Source organism: Rothia mucilaginosa (genome assembly GCF_019334805.1).
GTDB classification, from domain to species: Bacteria; Actinomycetota; Actinomycetes; order Actinomycetales; family Micrococcaceae; genus Rothia; species Rothia mucilaginosa_C.
On record NZ_CP079822.1, the window covers coordinates 836,680 to 851,642 of the forward strand.

Below are 14,963 nucleotides of genomic sequence, written 5' to 3' on the forward strand. Positions count from 1 at the left end.
GAGCGCGGAGGTGCCTGTACCTTCCTGAAGCGACATCAGGGTGCCCGAGCTCTGCGAGGGCGGGTGCCCCTGTAGGAGCGAAGGAAGAGTACGGGCACCTCCCTACTCATGTCCCAAGTGGGGCTAGGCGCGGAGGAAACATGCGGCACCCCGCCTCCCTGTAGGAACGAGGGCGAATACCGCCTCCCAAGCGGAACCAGAAACGGAACGGACTAGCCCCAGAGGAACTGGATCGTACCCGCCGCAATAGATACACCGTACGCAACAGCGATAATGACGGCGGCAGCAATGCTCACGTGCACATCACGCGGCGAATAGGAGGGCACACGAGCCCAGGTGCGTTCACCCGCACCGAAGCCACGCGCCTCCATGGTGATGGCGAGGCGGGAGCCGCGGCGGATAGCCTGTACCAGCAGGGCGAAGCTTTGCCCGCCGAAGGTTTGTGCACGCCCAATGAGGGATTGTCCTGCGCCGAGTCCGCGGGCGCGTCGTGCCTGGCCGAGAGCGTTCCATTCAGCGAAGAGAATGCCGACCAAGCGTAGGGCGGCGACGGTTGCGAGCACGAACCGGGAGGGCAGTTTGAAGGTTTGTGCGAGGGAGTCGCCAAGGTCGGTCGGGTCGGTGGTGAGCACGAACGCGAGGGTGGGTAGGACCATGGCGAGGGAGCGGATCATCATGGCTGCGCCGACGGCGGCGGAGTCGGTGGTGATGCTGTTGAAGCCGAGGTCGAGGATGGTGGTGCCGCTTTTGGCGCTGAGCATCGCGACGGACCAGCCGGTGGTGATGACGGCGATGAGGATGGGCCAGAAGCGGGCGAGGACGTTGACGGGTCGGAATCCGACGAGGATGAATCCGAGCAGTTCGAGGGCGAAGAGGATTCCGGAGGTGAGGGGGTCGCGCACGATGAGTGCGGCGATGATGAGGGTGAAGGAGACGATGAGTTTTACGCCGGCGTTGAGGTTGCTGAAGTAGCTGGTTCGGTCGATGGTGCCGAAGAAGTCGGTGTTCATGCGTTCTCCTTTCCGGGGGTGGTGAGGGCGGGTAGGGTGATGTGGTTACCGCCGAGTGCGGCGGTGTAGTCTTCGTCGTGGGTGATGGAGATGACGGCGGTGCCGCCTGCGAGTAGTTCGCGGATGAGGTCGACGAGTTCTGCCCAGGTTCGTGCGTCTTGGCCGAAGGTGGGTTCGTCGAGGATGAGGATTTTGGGTGCGGTGGCGAGTGCGGAGGCTACGGAGAGTCGTCGTTTTTCGCCGCCGGAGAGGGTGAAGGGGTTGGCGTCGAGTAGGTGGTTGAGGCGTAGGTGGTGGGCGAGCGTATTGGTGCGTTCGGTGAGTTCTGCCTCGTTGAGGGGTTCGCGGGTGAGTGCGGCGAGTCGGCGGGGGCCGAGTTCGAGTTCTTCGCGTACGGTTCCGCGGATGAATTGGTATTCGGGTTCTTGGAAGACGTAGCCAATGCGGCTGAGCATTTGGGCGGGGGTCCAGGTGGGCACGTCCCAGTGGGCGCGGTTTTCGGACTTGCCGCCGCTGTGGTTGCCACCGTCGTAATTACGGAGCGCGTCGGTGGCGGCGAGGGTGCCGTCGGGGGCGGTGAGTAGCCCTGCGAGGGTGAGCGCGAGGGTTGATTTGCCGGCGCCGTTGGGGCCGAGCACGCTGAGGTGTTCGCCGGCGCGCAGGGTGAGGTTGATGCCGCCGCGCAGTACGGGCAGGTCGATGGGTGCGGGTGCGGGGGTGTCGCCGAGGCGTTTGATGGTGCGGCGGCGGGCGCGTCGTTGTTTGGGGGTGGGTTGTGCGCGGGTGATGCTGAGGTTTTCGGCGCGCAGTAGCGCTTCGCCGTGCTCGCTATTGCCCGCAACGTCGCCGCCCGCAATATCACCGTTCTGCGGTGCGCGCGGCACGTAGTTGGGTACCCACACGCCCGCGTCGATGAGTTCTTGGCGGGCTTCGGTGAGTACGGTGTCGGGTGCACCGTCGTGGGTGATGGTGCCGCCTTCACCGAGCACGATAATGCGGTCCATGTGCGGCGCCCAGATGCTCACGCGGTGTTCTACGACGAGCAGGGTCGCGCCGGTCGCCTCCGCGGCGGAGAGGATGCTGTCGCGTACTTCCCGCACGCCGGAGGGGTCGAGGTTGGCGGTGGGTTCGTCGAGGATCATGGCGCCGGGGTGCATCGAGAGGATGCCCGCCAGTCCGAGGCGCTGCTTCTGCCCGCCGGACAGCGCGCTGCTGGGGTGGTCGAGGGGTAGGTTGTTGAGCCCTACTGCGGTGAGGGCTTCGGTGACGCGGCCCCAGATTTCTTCGCGGGGTACGCGCAGGTTTTCGGGGCCGAAGGCTACGTCGTTGCCGACGGTTGCCATGACGATGGAGGATTCAGGGTCCTGCTGCATCATGCCGGCGGTGCCGCGTGCTTCGGCGGGTGCTTGCCCGTTGATGGTGATGGTGCCGCCGGCGGATTCGCCGTCGTCATCGTGGAGCACACCGGCGATGGCGTGCAGGAGCGTCGATTTGCCGGCGCCGGAGGTGCCCAGTAGCAGGACTTTTTCACCGGGGTTGATGGTGAGGTTGAGTCCGCTGATGACGGGTTCTGGGCGTCCGGGGTGGTGCCAGCTGAAGTTGTTGAGCTCGATGCGCGCCCCGCGCGGTGTTGCTTCCATGATGCTTCCTTAGCCTTTTGTGTGGCTGCTGTAGTGTGCCGAGTGGTGACTCGTGGTGAGTGACTAGTTGGTGGCTAGTTGCTGGTGGTTAGCGGCGGGTCTTGCCGGATGCCAGCGAGGAGAGCACACCGGTCTTGGCGAGGTTCTGCACGAGAATCCACGCCAGGAAGCCTGCGATGACTGCACCGGAGATGACGGCGCATGCTACGTAGATGATTGCCTTGACCGGTTCCATGTCGGGGTAGTAGATGAAGATTTCGTTAACGCCCATGAACAGGCCGCTGAGCGCACCGGCGAAGATAGCGATAGTTGCGTTCCAGCGGCGGTAGCGGAAGATCGCGAAGGCGATTTCAGCGCCGACGCCCTGGAAGAAGCCCGCGATCAGGATTTCGCCGCTCCACGCGCCGCCGGTGAAGAGTACGGAGATGAATGCTGCGACGATTTCGCCGAAGAGTGCCGCGCCGGGCTTGCGGATGAGCAGGCCGCCAAGGGTGCCGCCGAGCAGCCATGCGCCGGCAACGATGGGGCGGAATTCGGGTGCTGCTACGAGTGCGGCTTTGGTGGCGGGGCCAACTGCGATATCCCAGATCCAGAAGATAACGGCGCAAGCTACAGCGATCACTGCGGCGATGACGATTTCATTGACTCGCCAGCGCAGGTTCGGCTTCTTCTCTGCCTGGGTAGATGCTTGGGAGGCGGGGGTTACGTTCTGTGACATTGGTGGTCCTTCCGTCGTTGGAAGGGGAATGTCCTCGCCCTCTTAACGGACGAGGGCATTGAGAAGAAAATCGACTCCCTACGCCGGTACTAACCGGATCAGGTTCGAGGGTCTGCTTAGCACTCTCAGCGCCTCGGTGGCGCTCCCCTGTCGTTTGGGGTTCCTTGTCCGTACCGTTGTGGTGCGGGTGGGAACCCAGGTTCGATTGTAGGCGTGTCTGGCTGTTCGTGCCAATTTGCCGCTTTTTGTTTCGTTCTTCTGCCCACATTACAGAATTGCACGGTGTACAATTTTGGGACGGAGAGGTTCCAAGGCGGCACGAACGCCTTAAACCCTATACGCTAGGGAGTGGCGCTCTTTTCTCACCCAACCCCGAAGGGGTTCACGGGCAGGACGCCGCATCGTATACAGCTAAGGAGATACACATGAACCCCGTCGCTAAGCTTGCTATTGCGGGTATCAACATGGGCGCAGCTGCCCTGGTTGGTAAGGGCCTGGGCGCAGCCTGGACCAAGGCTACCGGTAACCAGCCTCCCGCCATTTCCCACGAGTCTGAAGACACCCTGCGTCAGGTCATCCTCTGGACCGTTCTGACCTCCGTCGTGGGTGCTGTGGTGAGCTTCGGTATTGCTCGCCTGCAGCGTCGTTTCTTCAACTAAGGCTTTGCGCCTTCCGCGCGAAAGTTCATGAACTAGGCGGTACGTATCTCCACTCGGTACGTACCGCCTGGTGTTCCCTCTTCAGCACGCCCGCTCTACTTCAGCAGGTTTCACGCCGCCGCTACGCTGAAGCGCCACCTCGGCATCCGAAAGCACAACTATGACTATTTCTTCTCCTCGCCCTAAGACGAAGGCTCCGCGTAGGGTCGTTGACCACGCGAACAGCCGCCGTTCGGTCGCGTCCTGGGTCATGTGGGATGTTGGTTCGTCGAGCTTCGACTCGATTATGATGACCTTCATCTTCACCGTGTACCTGACCAGTAGCTATTTCGGCACTCCCGAAGAGACCTCCTCGGCGCTGTCTCTGGGTCTGACCATTGCAGGGTTCCTCATTGCGATTCTGGCGCCGGTGACCGGTCAGCGTAACGACAAGTCTGGCCGCGGCATCTTCTGGCTCGGCGTGAACACGCTACTGCTGGTCGCTTCGATGGCGGCGTGCTTCTTCGTGGCTCCCACCCCGCAGTACCTGTGGCTGGGTGTCGCCCTGATTTCTGCAGCGAGCGTGTTCAGCGAGTTCGCGTACGTGAACTATAACGCCGTGCTGCCGCGCATCTCTAACCCGGACAATATCGGTAAGATTTCGGGCGCTGGATGGGCTGCCGGCTACATTGGCGGCATCCTGGCGCTGGCTGTGGTGCTGTGGGGTTTTGTGCTTACCCCCGAGGTGCTCGGCCTGACCACCGATAACGCCCTGAATATCCGTGCGGTCGCGCTGTTCGCCGCCGCATGGTGCCTCATCTTCTGCGTGCCGCTGCTGGTGCGTATGCGCACCCGCGAGCGCTTCCTGCCGGAGGTGCTGCCCACCCGCGAGCTGCGTTTCCTGGAGCTCGGTATGGAGCGTCTCTCCCCGGCTCGTCAGGGCGGTCTGCTCGCCTCCTACAAGGCGCTGTGGCGCACGATTCGTCGCCTGAAGATGACCTCCCCGCAGACCCTGTGGTTCCTGATCGCTTCGGCAGTGTTCCGTGATGGTCTGTCCGGTATTTTTACGTTCGGCGGTATTCTCGCGGCGGGCACGTTCGGTTTCAGCACCTCCGAGGTGATTCTGTTCGGTATTGCCGGTAGCGCTGTCGCCGCGGCTGGCGCGATCCTGGGCGGCTACCTGGATGACTACCTGGGCCCGAAGGCGATTATTGTTATCTCGCTGGTCGGCATTATTTTGGCGGCTACCCCGCTGATGTTCTTCCCCGAACCGGGCGTGTTCTGGGTATGCGCCCTGCTGTTGTGCCTGTTCGTGGGCCCGGCACAGTCGGCGTCCCGCACCTTCCTGGCGCGTCTGGCGGACCCCGGCACTGAGGGTGAGCTGTTCGGCCTGTACTCGACCACCGGTCGTGCCACCAGCTTCCTGGCGCCGATGCTGTTCGGTCTGTGCGTGAGCATCATGGGCGCGCAGATTTGGGGTGTGCTCGGTATTCTGATCGTTGTGGTGGCGGGTCTGCTCCTGCTGCTGCCGGTGAAGGCGCCCGGTCCGCTGCGTGTGCGTGCGGCTCGCCGCGAGCAGAAGCGTGAACAGAAGCGCCGCGACAAGGCTGCCCGGTAAGGCGTCACGGGGCTAAGCGTCCTGCAAACCCCGCAAACGCCGCAACCCCGCAAACACGACCTTGCAAACATACAGGGAGGGGCGGGTAGAAGATTATCTTCTACCCGCCCCTCCTTCGTGCTTAAGCAGTGCCTATCAAACGAAGCTCAGCGAGCTGTGCCTGAGAGCCGCCTCAGAGAGCCGCAGTGGCTAGTCCTCCACCACGTCATCCTCATCATCAGAAACAGCGTCCTCAGAGGAATCCAGCGCAATCTGCTCCTCCTCCTCATCCAAAACCTCATCGCTGGTCATCTGCGCCCAAGTCGCGTCATCAATCAGCGGATCATCAATCACACGGACCCACAGCATCGAACCAGCCGCCATAGCGCTCAGATTCTCGTCATACGCCTCCGCAGGCAGACCCTCAAAGATCTCAGCCAAACGCGCATACAGGTCATCGTACGAAATGTCGCCCTCAGCCTGCAGCCAGCACTCAGCCGCAAAATCAGACAGCTCATTCAGCTCAGTGTCGCACAGCAGCAAGAACGGGCCGTCCTCACCCACACGCACACCAGAAGTACCCGGCATACGAGAAACCGCAATCGTACCGTTCAAGAACACACCCGGCAGGTGATCCTCAGCCGTGTACTTCTCCAGCTTCTCAACCTCATCAGCATTCGGCAGCTCACCACCATTCAGCAGATCCTGAACCAGCGGCAGGGTATCCTCAATCTCCGAGTACACCAGGCGCCACACGCCGCCGCAACGCTCCACCAGCTTAGCCAGCGACACAACACCCTCAGGGTGACGCGCCAGGCCCGAGCTCTGCTCACTCAAGAACACCAGAGCCTCGTGCAGCGGAACACGCTCAAAATACGGCTCCGAAGCCGACTCATCACGAGAAATGAACACAATACGCGACAGCTCATAGCTGAGGTCATCACGATCAACCACGTTCAGGCCCAGGTCCACCGGGTTCTGCTGATCCTTCGGCGCATTCGGGTCAACAATCACAGACAACGGCTTCGGATACGGCGACACAACACCCTCATCCGAAATAATCGCAGTCTCATCAGTCAGGTACGCAAACTTCGAACCCAAGAAACGCGACGCAGTCGTCTTACCGCTACCAGAAACACCCACCAGCGCAACAGCGCGCTTCGACTCAGGGTCACCAATAACAGCCGCATGCAGCATCACACCGCGACCAACCAGCTGCTCAATCATCGCCAACGTAATACGGCTCGTCAGATCCTGCATACCCGAATCGTCATCAGCCACACGCAGCGTCGAAACCTTATCAAACGAACCCATCAGCGGATTCGCCAAATCCATCACCGACTCATCAGTCGGCGCATGCACCAGCATCACCTGATCAAAACGAGACAACGAAGCATACGCCTCATCAGGAGTATCAAAAAACTCCGGAGCAAGAGGCTCCCACGCCTTCTTAAAACGCTCCACAAAAGAGTCCGACATATCAATCAGATACAAAGAAACTTCCGCGCCAGCAACACGCAGAACAACAGGCTTCAGATTCATCAAAAATCCTTAGAGAGTGAGAGATAAAAACCCGCACGCGAGTGAACGCACGAGCACAACAGGCGAAAAAACCGCCCAACGCGGGCGCACAAACACACAGCCTGCACGCCCGCACCCCAAAGCGGGAAAGACTAAGACTCCACAGAACCATCCGCAGGAATCATCGTCTGATGAAAATTCAAATAACTACGCGAAGCAGTCGGGCCACGCTGACCCTGGTAACGGTTACCATACGCACCAGAACCATACGGATGCTCAGTCGGGCTACTCAAACGGAAGAAACACAACTGACCAACCTTAGAACCCGGCCACAACATAATCGGCAAAGTCGCCATATTCGACAACTCAAGCGTCACATGCCCAGAAAAACCAGGATCAATAAAACCAGCCGTAGAGTGAGTCAACAAACCCAGACGACCCAACGACGACTTACCCTCCAAACGGGCAGCCACATCATCAGGAAGAGTCACCTTCTCATACGTAGAACCCAACACAAACTCACCCGGATGCAGAATAAACGGCTCATCAGGAGCCACCTCCACCAAGCGCGTCAAATCCTCCTGCGGCTGAGAAGGATCAATATGCGGGTACTTATGGTTATCGAACAGACGGAAGAAACGATCAATCCTCACGTCCACACTTGCAGGCTGAATCATCGACTCATCGAACGGTTCAAGAACGATGCGCCCATCAGCAATCTCTTGACGAATATCGCGATCTGAAATAAGCACGCTTAAAGGATACCTGGCAAACACCACCCACGTGCAGGCATCCACCAGCCCCAGCACACAGGCCTACATCACATTTCAACCCCGCCACCCCGCACACAAACAGCCGCAACACATTTCACGCCCGGCAAGCAGACGCGATACACTGAAAAGGATGCGGCTGTAGCTCAATGGTAGAGCGCACGCTTCCCAAGCCTGATACGCGGGTTCGATTCCCGTCAGCCGCTCCAAAAGCCCCGGACCTTTATCGGTTTGGGGCTTTATTTTTTAGGTTGGATGCGGTGGTTGGGCCAAGAGTTTAGGATGCCGCTTGGGTTGGACGGGTCGAGGCGGTATGCTCCTTGCTCCTGCAGGGAACCCGTCCTCGCTCCGCGTCGGACACCCTGATGTCGCGACGGAACATACCGGCCTCTCCCCTACTAACTCTCTCCCCTTCTCCGGGCAGGTGGAGTAGTGGGTGCGGCTGCGCGGCTGGGAACGAACCGCGGGCGCTCGGTTTGGGAAGAGTGTGCGCGGAGGCGGGGAAGGAATACTGGGGTTAGGTACCGCAGACAGCTCGCCGGGAATGAATGTTGAGTTCAAGGCATTGCGGTGGTTCAGTTTGGGAGGTCAGAGCGCCTACCTGCGGGCTCGCGGCAAGAAGGTTTCAGCACAACCATGCGCGCGCACAGCACAGCTATACCTTCCTGAAGCGACATCAGGGTGCCCGAGCTCTGCGAGGGCGGGTGCCCCTGTAGGAGCGAAGGAAGTGTATAGCGTGCCGGCCCATCCCCTGCACAATCGAGGAACGCACCCCGCAAGACGCCTCAAAATCTTGACGAATGTTCAACTCACTACACAGCTGTGCTAACCTAACCACAGAAATTCAATGAGAGATTTTCTCAAAACATCTACTCGACGACGAATCGTAGACCCGCATGACCCGCGAAACGCACCCCTACACCACCCCCGCACGCCCCCTCGACCTGAACCTCTACCTCGTCACAGGCGACAACCCCCTCGAAACCGTCCGGGCAGCCAAACACGCCACCTGCATCCAAGTCAGGTCCAAACCCATCAGCGCGCGCGAGCTCTACCAGCTCACCGAGGCTATCGCCGGCATCATCCAGCCGCACCAGACCCTCCTCATCGACGACCGTGTTGATGTCGCCCTCGCGTTGCGTGCCCGCGGCGTGCGCGTTGACGGTGTGCACATCGGTCAAGACGACCTGCCCGTAGCCGACGCCCGCGCCCTCCTCGGCGCCGACGCGATCATCGGCCTGACCACCGGCACCCGGCAGCTCGTTGAAGAGTCCAACAAGATCGCGCACCTAATCGACTACATTGGCACCGGGCCGTTCCGTCCCAGCCCCACCAAGCAGTCCAACCGCCCGCCCCTCGGCATTGATGGGCTCCGCGAACTTGCCGAACTGTCCGCCGTGCCCACCGTAGCTATCGGCGACATCACCCCCGAAGACTGCCCCGCCATCCGCACCACCGGAGTTGCCGGAATCGCCATGGTCCGCGCCTTCGTCGACAACCCCGCGTTGCAGGCATAGCCATGACCATCACGATTATTGGCGGCGGAATCATTGGCCTCACCACCGCTTTTGAGCTCACCGAACGCGGCGAAAGCGTGCACCTCATCGACGCCGAAACCAGCGACTACGGCACCGCCGACGACGGCACGGCGCTCTACCCCGCCGCCAGCCACTACGCCGGCGGTATGCTCGCACCCATCGCAGAAGTGCAATTCCAGCAGGACGCGCTCTTCCCGCTCATGACCGCCAGCGCCGACGCATACCCCTCCCTCATGGAGAGGCTCAGCCGCGCCACCGACCTGCCCACCGGCTACGACACCACCGGCACGCTCATCATCGCAGCCGACCGTGCCGACGCCGAGCACCTGCAACGCACCCGCGCCTACTACCGGGATATGAACCGCCCCGCAGACCCCGTCACCCCCACGCAGGCACGCGCCCTCGAACCGCTCCTGGCACCGCGTATTGCCGGCGCCGTGAGCATCCCCAGCGACCATCAGCTGCACCCGCGGCTCATGAGGCGCGCCCTCAAAGACGCGCTCACCCGCCGTGGCGTCACCTTCAGCACCGAACGGGTCACCGACCCGGATGCGGGCGACATTATCTGCACTGGACTAGGGGCAACACTGCACGGGGACTACCCGCTACGCCCCGTCTACGGAGACATTCTGCGTCTGCGCGCCCCGCGACCCATCCTCAAGCATGTGGTGCGCGGCTACGTGAACTCCCGCCCCGTCTACCTCATCCCCCGCCCCGACGGGGAGCTGTGCATCGGTGCTACCAGCCGTGAAGACCAGCGCACACTACCCGCCATTGACGGCGTACACCAGTTGCTACGTGACGCAATCCGCCTGGTGCCCGCCGTTGAAGAGTGCGAGCTTCTGGAGGCGAACGTCGGCGCCCGCCCCGGCACCCCGGACGACCTGCCCATCTTTGGGCACCGCACCCGTGCCGACGGCACCCGCCAGCTCGTGTCCACGGGCTATTTCCGCCACGGTATTCTGCTTGCCGCGCTCGCCGGCAAGGTCGGTGCGGAGGTTGCCTGCGGGGCTGAGATTCCGCCCATCATGCAGGCGTGCGACCCGGCACGATTCACCCACTAAACACATTCCCCGCCGGGTGCACCCGGCACCTTCACGAAAGGATTTCGCATGATTATCACCTACAACGGCGAGCCGCTAACCACGAATGCCCGCACCGTATTTGACCTTGTCATGGACCAGTTTGGTACCGAAAATGGTGTGGCTGTGGCGCTCAACCGCAGTATCGTGCCGCGTTCCACGTGGCTGGATGTGCCGCTGAACGAGGGCGATAGGGTGGATGCCCTCACCGCCGTTCAGGGTGGCTAATCCTCCAGCCTGAACCTGCGAGATTCCCGCCGGCTCATACCCACCGGCAAAAAAGAACAGATATTCTCGGTTTTTGTTCCCTAAACTGGGCGCACCGTAGCGCCCCGCACCAACCAGCAAACCCCGTTATCTAGACGTTCCCACAGAGGAGAACACCATGAGCCTCACACCGCTCACCATCGGCGACCGCGCCTTCACATCCCGCCTCATCATGGGCTCCGGAGGCGCAACCAGCATGGACCTGCTCGAGCAGGCGCTCATCGCCTCCGGCACCGAAATGACGACCGTTGCCATGCGCCGTCACGCCGCAGGCACCCCCATTTTTCCGCTTCTGCAGAAGCTCAATATTGCGCCGCTGCCCAATACCGCAGGGTGCCGCACCGCAGCTGATGCGGTGATGACCGCGATGCTCGCCCGTGAGGCGCTGGGCACTTCCTGGGTGAAGGTTGAGATTATCCACGACGAAGACACCCTGCTGCCGGACACCGTGGAGCTGCTGACCGCTTGCGAGCAGCTGGTGGCTGAGGATTTCACGGTGCTCGCGTACACCTCTGACGACCCGGTGGCTGCCGCCCGTCTGGAGGATGCGGGCGTTGCCGCGGTCATGCCGTTGGGTGCGCCGATTGGTACCGGTCTGGGCATTTTGAACCCGCACAATATTGAGCTGATTGCGTCCCGCGCGCAGGTTCCGGTGGTTCTGGATGCCGGCGTGGGTACCGCTTCGGACGCCGCCCTGGCGATGGAGCTGGGCTGTGATGCGGTGTTGTTGGCGTCGGCGGTGAATCGTGCTGAGGATCCGGTAGCAATGGCTCAGGCGATGAAGTTTGCGGTGCAGGCGGGCGCGTTGGCGCGTGAGGCTGGCCGTATTCCGGTGCGTGAGCACGCGAAAGCATCGTCGCCGTCGGAGGGTTTTGTCTCGTGGATGTAAACCTTTCCCCTACCCCGGTGAATCCGAAGCATGCGCGTCTGGATCGCGAGCGCACGGACCGTCAACGTCGCCTCCCCGGCTTTGATCAGGACGCGGTCGCGGCGGCGCGTGTGCTCGTGATTGGTGCTGGCGGTTTGGGCTGTCCGGTGGTGCAGGCGTTGGCGGCGGCTGGCGTAGGGTATCTGCATATTGTGGATTCTGATTCGGTGGAGCTGTCGAATATTCAGCGTCAGCCGCTTTTTGGGGTGTCTGATGTGGGTGAGCCGAAGGCGGAGGTAGCGGCGCGCCGTGCTCTGGAGTTGTGCCCGTCGTTGACGGTTGAGACGACAATCCGGCATGTGGATGCGTCCTGGATTTTGGATCTTTTCGCCGCGTCGGCACCGGATTGTGTGGTGGATTGTACAGATACGTTTGCGTCGAAGTATCTGATTGCGGATGCCGCGCAGGTTGCGGGTCTGCCGCTGGTGTGGGGCACGGTTTTGCGTTTTGGCGGTTCGGTGAGTCTTTTTGAGCCGGATGGCGCGCATTTGCGTGATATTTTTCCGACGATTCCGCAGACGGTGGAGTCGTGTGCGCTTGCCGGAGTGTTGGGCGCGACGACGGCTGTGGTTGGCTCGCTGATGGCGACGGAGGTGCTCAAGTATGTGAGTGGTCTGCCGACGGCGGCGGGCACTCTGCTGACCTATGATGCCCTATCGGGTACGTGTACGTCGTTTGGGGCGGTGCCGGATCCGGCGCGTGTGGTGCCGGTGGATTTGTCGGCGCATGAGGTCCCGCAGGTTCTGCTGGATGTGCGTGAGGCGCCTGAGCGTGAGGAGTCGGTGAAGCATGAGGGCTCGTTGCATGTGCCGCTATCGCAGCTGAGTGACGCTGAGGGGTCGTTGTTGCCGGCAACCGACGTGCCCGCGGAGCTGCTGAGTCTGTTTGAGTCGGTGCGTGATCAGCGCGTGGGCGTTTTCTGCGCCTCGGGTGCGCGAGCGCAGCGCTTTGTACAGGCGTACGCGGAGCTGGCGGGCGAGTACGGGGTGCGCCTGACGGCTATCTAGCGCGCCCAAGTGCCATGACCCGGTGTAAGGAAAGCAGTATCGTCCGTAGTGACATCAGGGTGCCCGAAGCGAAGCGAGGGCGGGTTCCCTGCAGGAACGAGGGCGCATACCGCTTTCCGCTTAACTCGTAGAGCTTAACCCGTAGAGACATTTCCCCCTGTGCAGGGCGTAAAATCGTGTATAACACGGCGGCACGTCGCGCGGTTTGTTCTGCCTAAAAACTGCCGCTGCCGCATCCTCTTTTCACACACTCACTCTAGGAGTTTTATGCTCACCGTCTCTACTGTGCCGCTTGTTTTGTGTACGGCACTTGTTGCGTTGACTTTGTTGATTAGCGGTATTGCTAAGGCGAAGGACCCGCAGAGCACCGTGACCGGTATTCAGAATCTTGGTTTGGAGAAGATTGCGCCGACCCGTCTGGTGTCGCTGATCCTGCCGTGGTTCGAGATTGTTTTGGCGGCGGTGCTGTTGTTGTCGCCGGTGCGTTTGCCTGTTGTGATTGCTTCGGGTTTGGCGTTGATTCTGATGCTGTTCTATACGGTGGTGATTGCGCGCGCGTTGGCGACGGGTCGTACCGGAAGTTGTAATTGTTTCGGTTCCGAGTCAACTGCGCCGGTAAGCCGTTACACGCTGGTCCGTAATATTGCGCTGCTGTTGGCGGCGGCTGGTGCGCATGCGAGCGCGTTGAAGGGCGGCACGGGTGTTGTGTCGACTCTGCTGGGTCTGGGTAATAGCGGCTGGACTTGGATTATTGGCACTGTGCTGATTGCTGTGACGTTGGAGGCTGTTCGCCGCGGTGATGCTCTTGCGCAGCCGGAGCCGCAGGCTGAGGTGATTTTGCCGGAGCCGGTGTATGACGAGAACGGCGAGGAGCTGTATGTTCGTATGCCGATTCCTCATGCGGCGCTGTACCTGGAGAATGGTCGTCACACGAATTTGCGTGCGTTGGCTAAGAATCAGGCGCGTATGCTGGTGTTTGTGTCGGCGACGTGTGCTGGTTGTGTGAAGTTTTTGAAGACGATGTCTTCGTGGCAGGAGCGTCTGCCGCAGGTGGCGTTGCATCCGGTGTATTCGAGCCTGGATTCGTTGCAGACCTCGCGTAATGCGGGTACGTTGCCGGAGGGTTTGACTCCGTTGATTGACCGTGATGCTGGTGCGCGCGCGAATTTTGGTAATGGTGTACCGTTGGCTGTGGTTTTGGGTGCTGATGGTCTGATTGCTGGTGGCCCGGTGGCTGGTAAGGAGCAGGTTGAGGCGTTGCTTGCCGATATTGAGGCGCAGTTCGCTGAGGCTGCTCGTTTGGCTGAGGAGGAGCGTGCGGAGCAGATGCGTCAGGCGATTGCTGAGGGTACGTCGAATACTGACGGCGATCACCTCTAAACGCGTCCCTATCGTTTAGCCTCTGTAGCGTCCGTTCCCCTCCCGTAGCCCCGTCCGGCTCTTACTGCCCTTACCGGCAGACGCCGGGTGGGGCTATGCTAGTACGTAGCGCACACACCGCTTATACGCCGCGGTCACCTCGCCGGGTGGCGGCTGGCGCGTCCTCAACCCTATCAAAGGAGTTTTTATGGCAATGATGAGTTTCAACGCTCCGGGTGAGCGTGAGAAGTCCCTGTGGCTGATCCGCAAGGAAAGCAACCCGAATCACTCACAGTGGTACATTGACCGTTTTAAGGCGATGGAGGCTGAGGGTAATGATATGGCGGGTGAGTCTCGCCTAGTGAATGCGTTGGCGTCTCGTGGCGCGAAGATTCTTGATGCGGGTTCTGGCCCTGGTCGTGTGGGTAAGCAGCTGCACGCGTTGGGTCACCGTGTGACGGGTGTTGATATTGATCCTGAGCTGATTGAGGAGGCGCGCCGCGTCTGCCCGGAGGCTACGTGGATTACTGCTGATTTGGTGGATTTGCCGGAGGTGCTGGGCATTGAGGGTGACGCTACGGCGGAGAATGGTTTTGAGCTGCTGGTGTGTGCGGGTAATGTGATGGGTTTCTTGGCTCGTTCGACTCGTAAGCCGGTGGTTGAGAATTTCCGTCGCGTGTTGGCTCCTGGTGGCCGTGCGGTGGTTGGTTATGGTTCGGGTCCGGGCCGCGATTATGCGTTTGACCAGTTCCTCGCTGATGCCCGCGAGGTTGGCCTGAATGTGGATAACACGTACTCTTCGTGGCAGTTGCACCCGTTTGTTGAGGGTTCTTCGGAGTTTTTGGTGGCGGTTCTGTCGCGCCCGGCGAGCTAGGTTCGCTTCTCAAG

General features: G+C 61.0%; 14 protein-coding genes, 1 tRNA gene and 1 riboswitch. Of the genes, 10 read left to right on the top strand and 5 right to left on the bottom strand.

Annotated features, from left to right (window positions below):
* Positions 1-212: 212 nt before the first annotated feature.
* From LPB405_RS03200 to LPB405_RS03210, 3 genes are all read right to left on the bottom strand, one after another.
* Complete coding sequence (locus LPB405_RS03200; protein WP_219101880.1) at positions 213-1,010, bottom strand: energy-coupling factor transporter transmembrane component T family protein; 798 nt, start codon at positions 1,008-1,010, stop codon at positions 213-215.
* Complete coding sequence (locus LPB405_RS03205) at positions 1,007-2,650, bottom strand: ABC transporter ATP-binding protein (RefSeq protein WP_219101881.1); 1,644 nt, start codon at positions 2,648-2,650, stop codon at positions 1,007-1,009. Before LPB405_RS03205 ends, LPB405_RS03200 begins: the two co-directional genes overlap by 4 nt.
* Positions 2,651-2,738: 88 nt before the next feature.
* Positions 2,739-3,368: an ECF transporter S component gene (locus tag LPB405_RS03210; RefSeq protein ID WP_219101882.1), complete on the bottom strand. Its 630-nt coding sequence runs from the start codon at positions 3,366-3,368 to the stop codon at positions 2,739-2,741.
* Between the two features lie 58 nt (positions 3,369-3,426).
* Positions 3,427-3,527: riboswitch (TPP riboswitch) on the bottom strand.
* A 266-nt stretch (positions 3,528-3,793) separates the two neighbouring features.
* On the opposite strand from LPB405_RS03210, the gene LPB405_RS03215 reads away from it, so the two are divergent.
* The gene (locus LPB405_RS03215) at positions 3,794-4,027 is read left to right on the top strand and encodes a DUF4235 domain-containing protein (protein WP_005506756.1); all 234 of its coding nucleotides are present in this window, start codon (positions 3,794-3,796) and stop codon (positions 4,025-4,027) included.
* 160 nt (positions 4,028-4,187) lie between these two features.
* Positions 4,188-5,624, top strand: coding sequence for an MFS transporter (locus LPB405_RS03220; RefSeq protein WP_219101883.1), 1,437 nt, complete (start codon positions 4,188-4,190; stop codon positions 5,622-5,624).
* 189 nt (positions 5,625-5,813) lie between these two features.
* Here LPB405_RS03220 and LPB405_RS03225 read toward each other — a convergent pair whose 3' ends face one another.
* Both LPB405_RS03225 and dcd read right to left on the bottom strand, forming a co-directional pair.
* On the bottom strand, positions 5,814-7,145 hold the full coding sequence (locus LPB405_RS03225; protein WP_219101884.1) for a septin family protein: 1,332 nt from the start codon (positions 7,143-7,145) through the stop codon (positions 5,814-5,816).
* A gap of 131 nt (positions 7,146-7,276) precedes the next feature.
* The gene (gene dcd, locus LPB405_RS03230) at positions 7,277-7,876 is read right to left on the bottom strand and encodes a dCTP deaminase (protein WP_219101885.1); all 600 of its coding nucleotides are present in this window, start codon (positions 7,874-7,876) and stop codon (positions 7,277-7,279) included.
* Between the two features lie 153 nt (positions 7,877-8,029).
* On the opposite strand from dcd, the gene LPB405_RS03235 reads away from it, so the two are divergent.
* The 8 genes from LPB405_RS03235 (at position 8,030) to LPB405_RS03270 (ending at position 14,949) form a co-directional block, all read left to right on the top strand.
* A tRNA-Gly gene (locus LPB405_RS03235) sits at positions 8,030-8,103 on the top strand.
* Positions 8,104-8,790: 687 nt separating this feature from the next.
* Complete coding sequence (locus tag LPB405_RS03240; protein ID WP_070644279.1) at positions 8,791-9,411, top strand: thiamine phosphate synthase; 621 nt, start codon at positions 8,791-8,793, stop codon at positions 9,409-9,411.
* A 2-nt stretch (positions 9,412-9,413) separates the two neighbouring features.
* Positions 9,414-10,496, top strand: coding sequence for a glycine oxidase ThiO (gene thiO, locus LPB405_RS03245; RefSeq protein ID WP_219101886.1), 1,083 nt, complete (start codon positions 9,414-9,416; stop codon positions 10,494-10,496).
* A gap of 48 nt (positions 10,497-10,544) precedes the next feature.
* The gene (gene thiS / locus LPB405_RS03250; protein WP_049328087.1) at positions 10,545-10,742 is read left to right on the top strand and encodes a sulfur carrier protein ThiS; all 198 of its coding nucleotides are present in this window, start codon (positions 10,545-10,547) and stop codon (positions 10,740-10,742) included.
* Positions 10,743-10,899: 157 nt separating this feature from the next.
* Positions 10,900-11,670 carry a thiazole synthase gene (locus LPB405_RS03255; RefSeq protein WP_070593955.1) on the top strand — a complete coding sequence of 257 codons (771 nt, stop codon included), beginning with the start codon at positions 10,900-10,902 and terminating at the stop codon, positions 11,668-11,670.
* Positions 11,661-12,716 carry a ThiF family adenylyltransferase gene (locus LPB405_RS03260; protein ID WP_219101887.1) on the top strand — a complete coding sequence of 352 codons (1,056 nt, stop codon included), beginning with the start codon at positions 11,661-11,663 and terminating at the stop codon, positions 12,714-12,716. The genes LPB405_RS03255 and LPB405_RS03260 overlap by 10 nt, the downstream gene beginning before the upstream one ends.
* A 267-nt stretch (positions 12,717-12,983) precedes the next feature.
* The gene (locus tag LPB405_RS03265; protein WP_219101888.1) at positions 12,984-14,096 is read left to right on the top strand and encodes a MauE/DoxX family redox-associated membrane protein; all 1,113 of its coding nucleotides are present in this window, start codon (positions 12,984-12,986) and stop codon (positions 14,094-14,096) included.
* Between the two features lie 187 nt (positions 14,097-14,283).
* Complete coding sequence (locus LPB405_RS03270) at positions 14,284-14,949, top strand: class I SAM-dependent methyltransferase (protein ID WP_219101889.1); 666 nt, start codon at positions 14,284-14,286, stop codon at positions 14,947-14,949.
* Positions 14,950-14,963 lie beyond the last annotated feature (14 nt).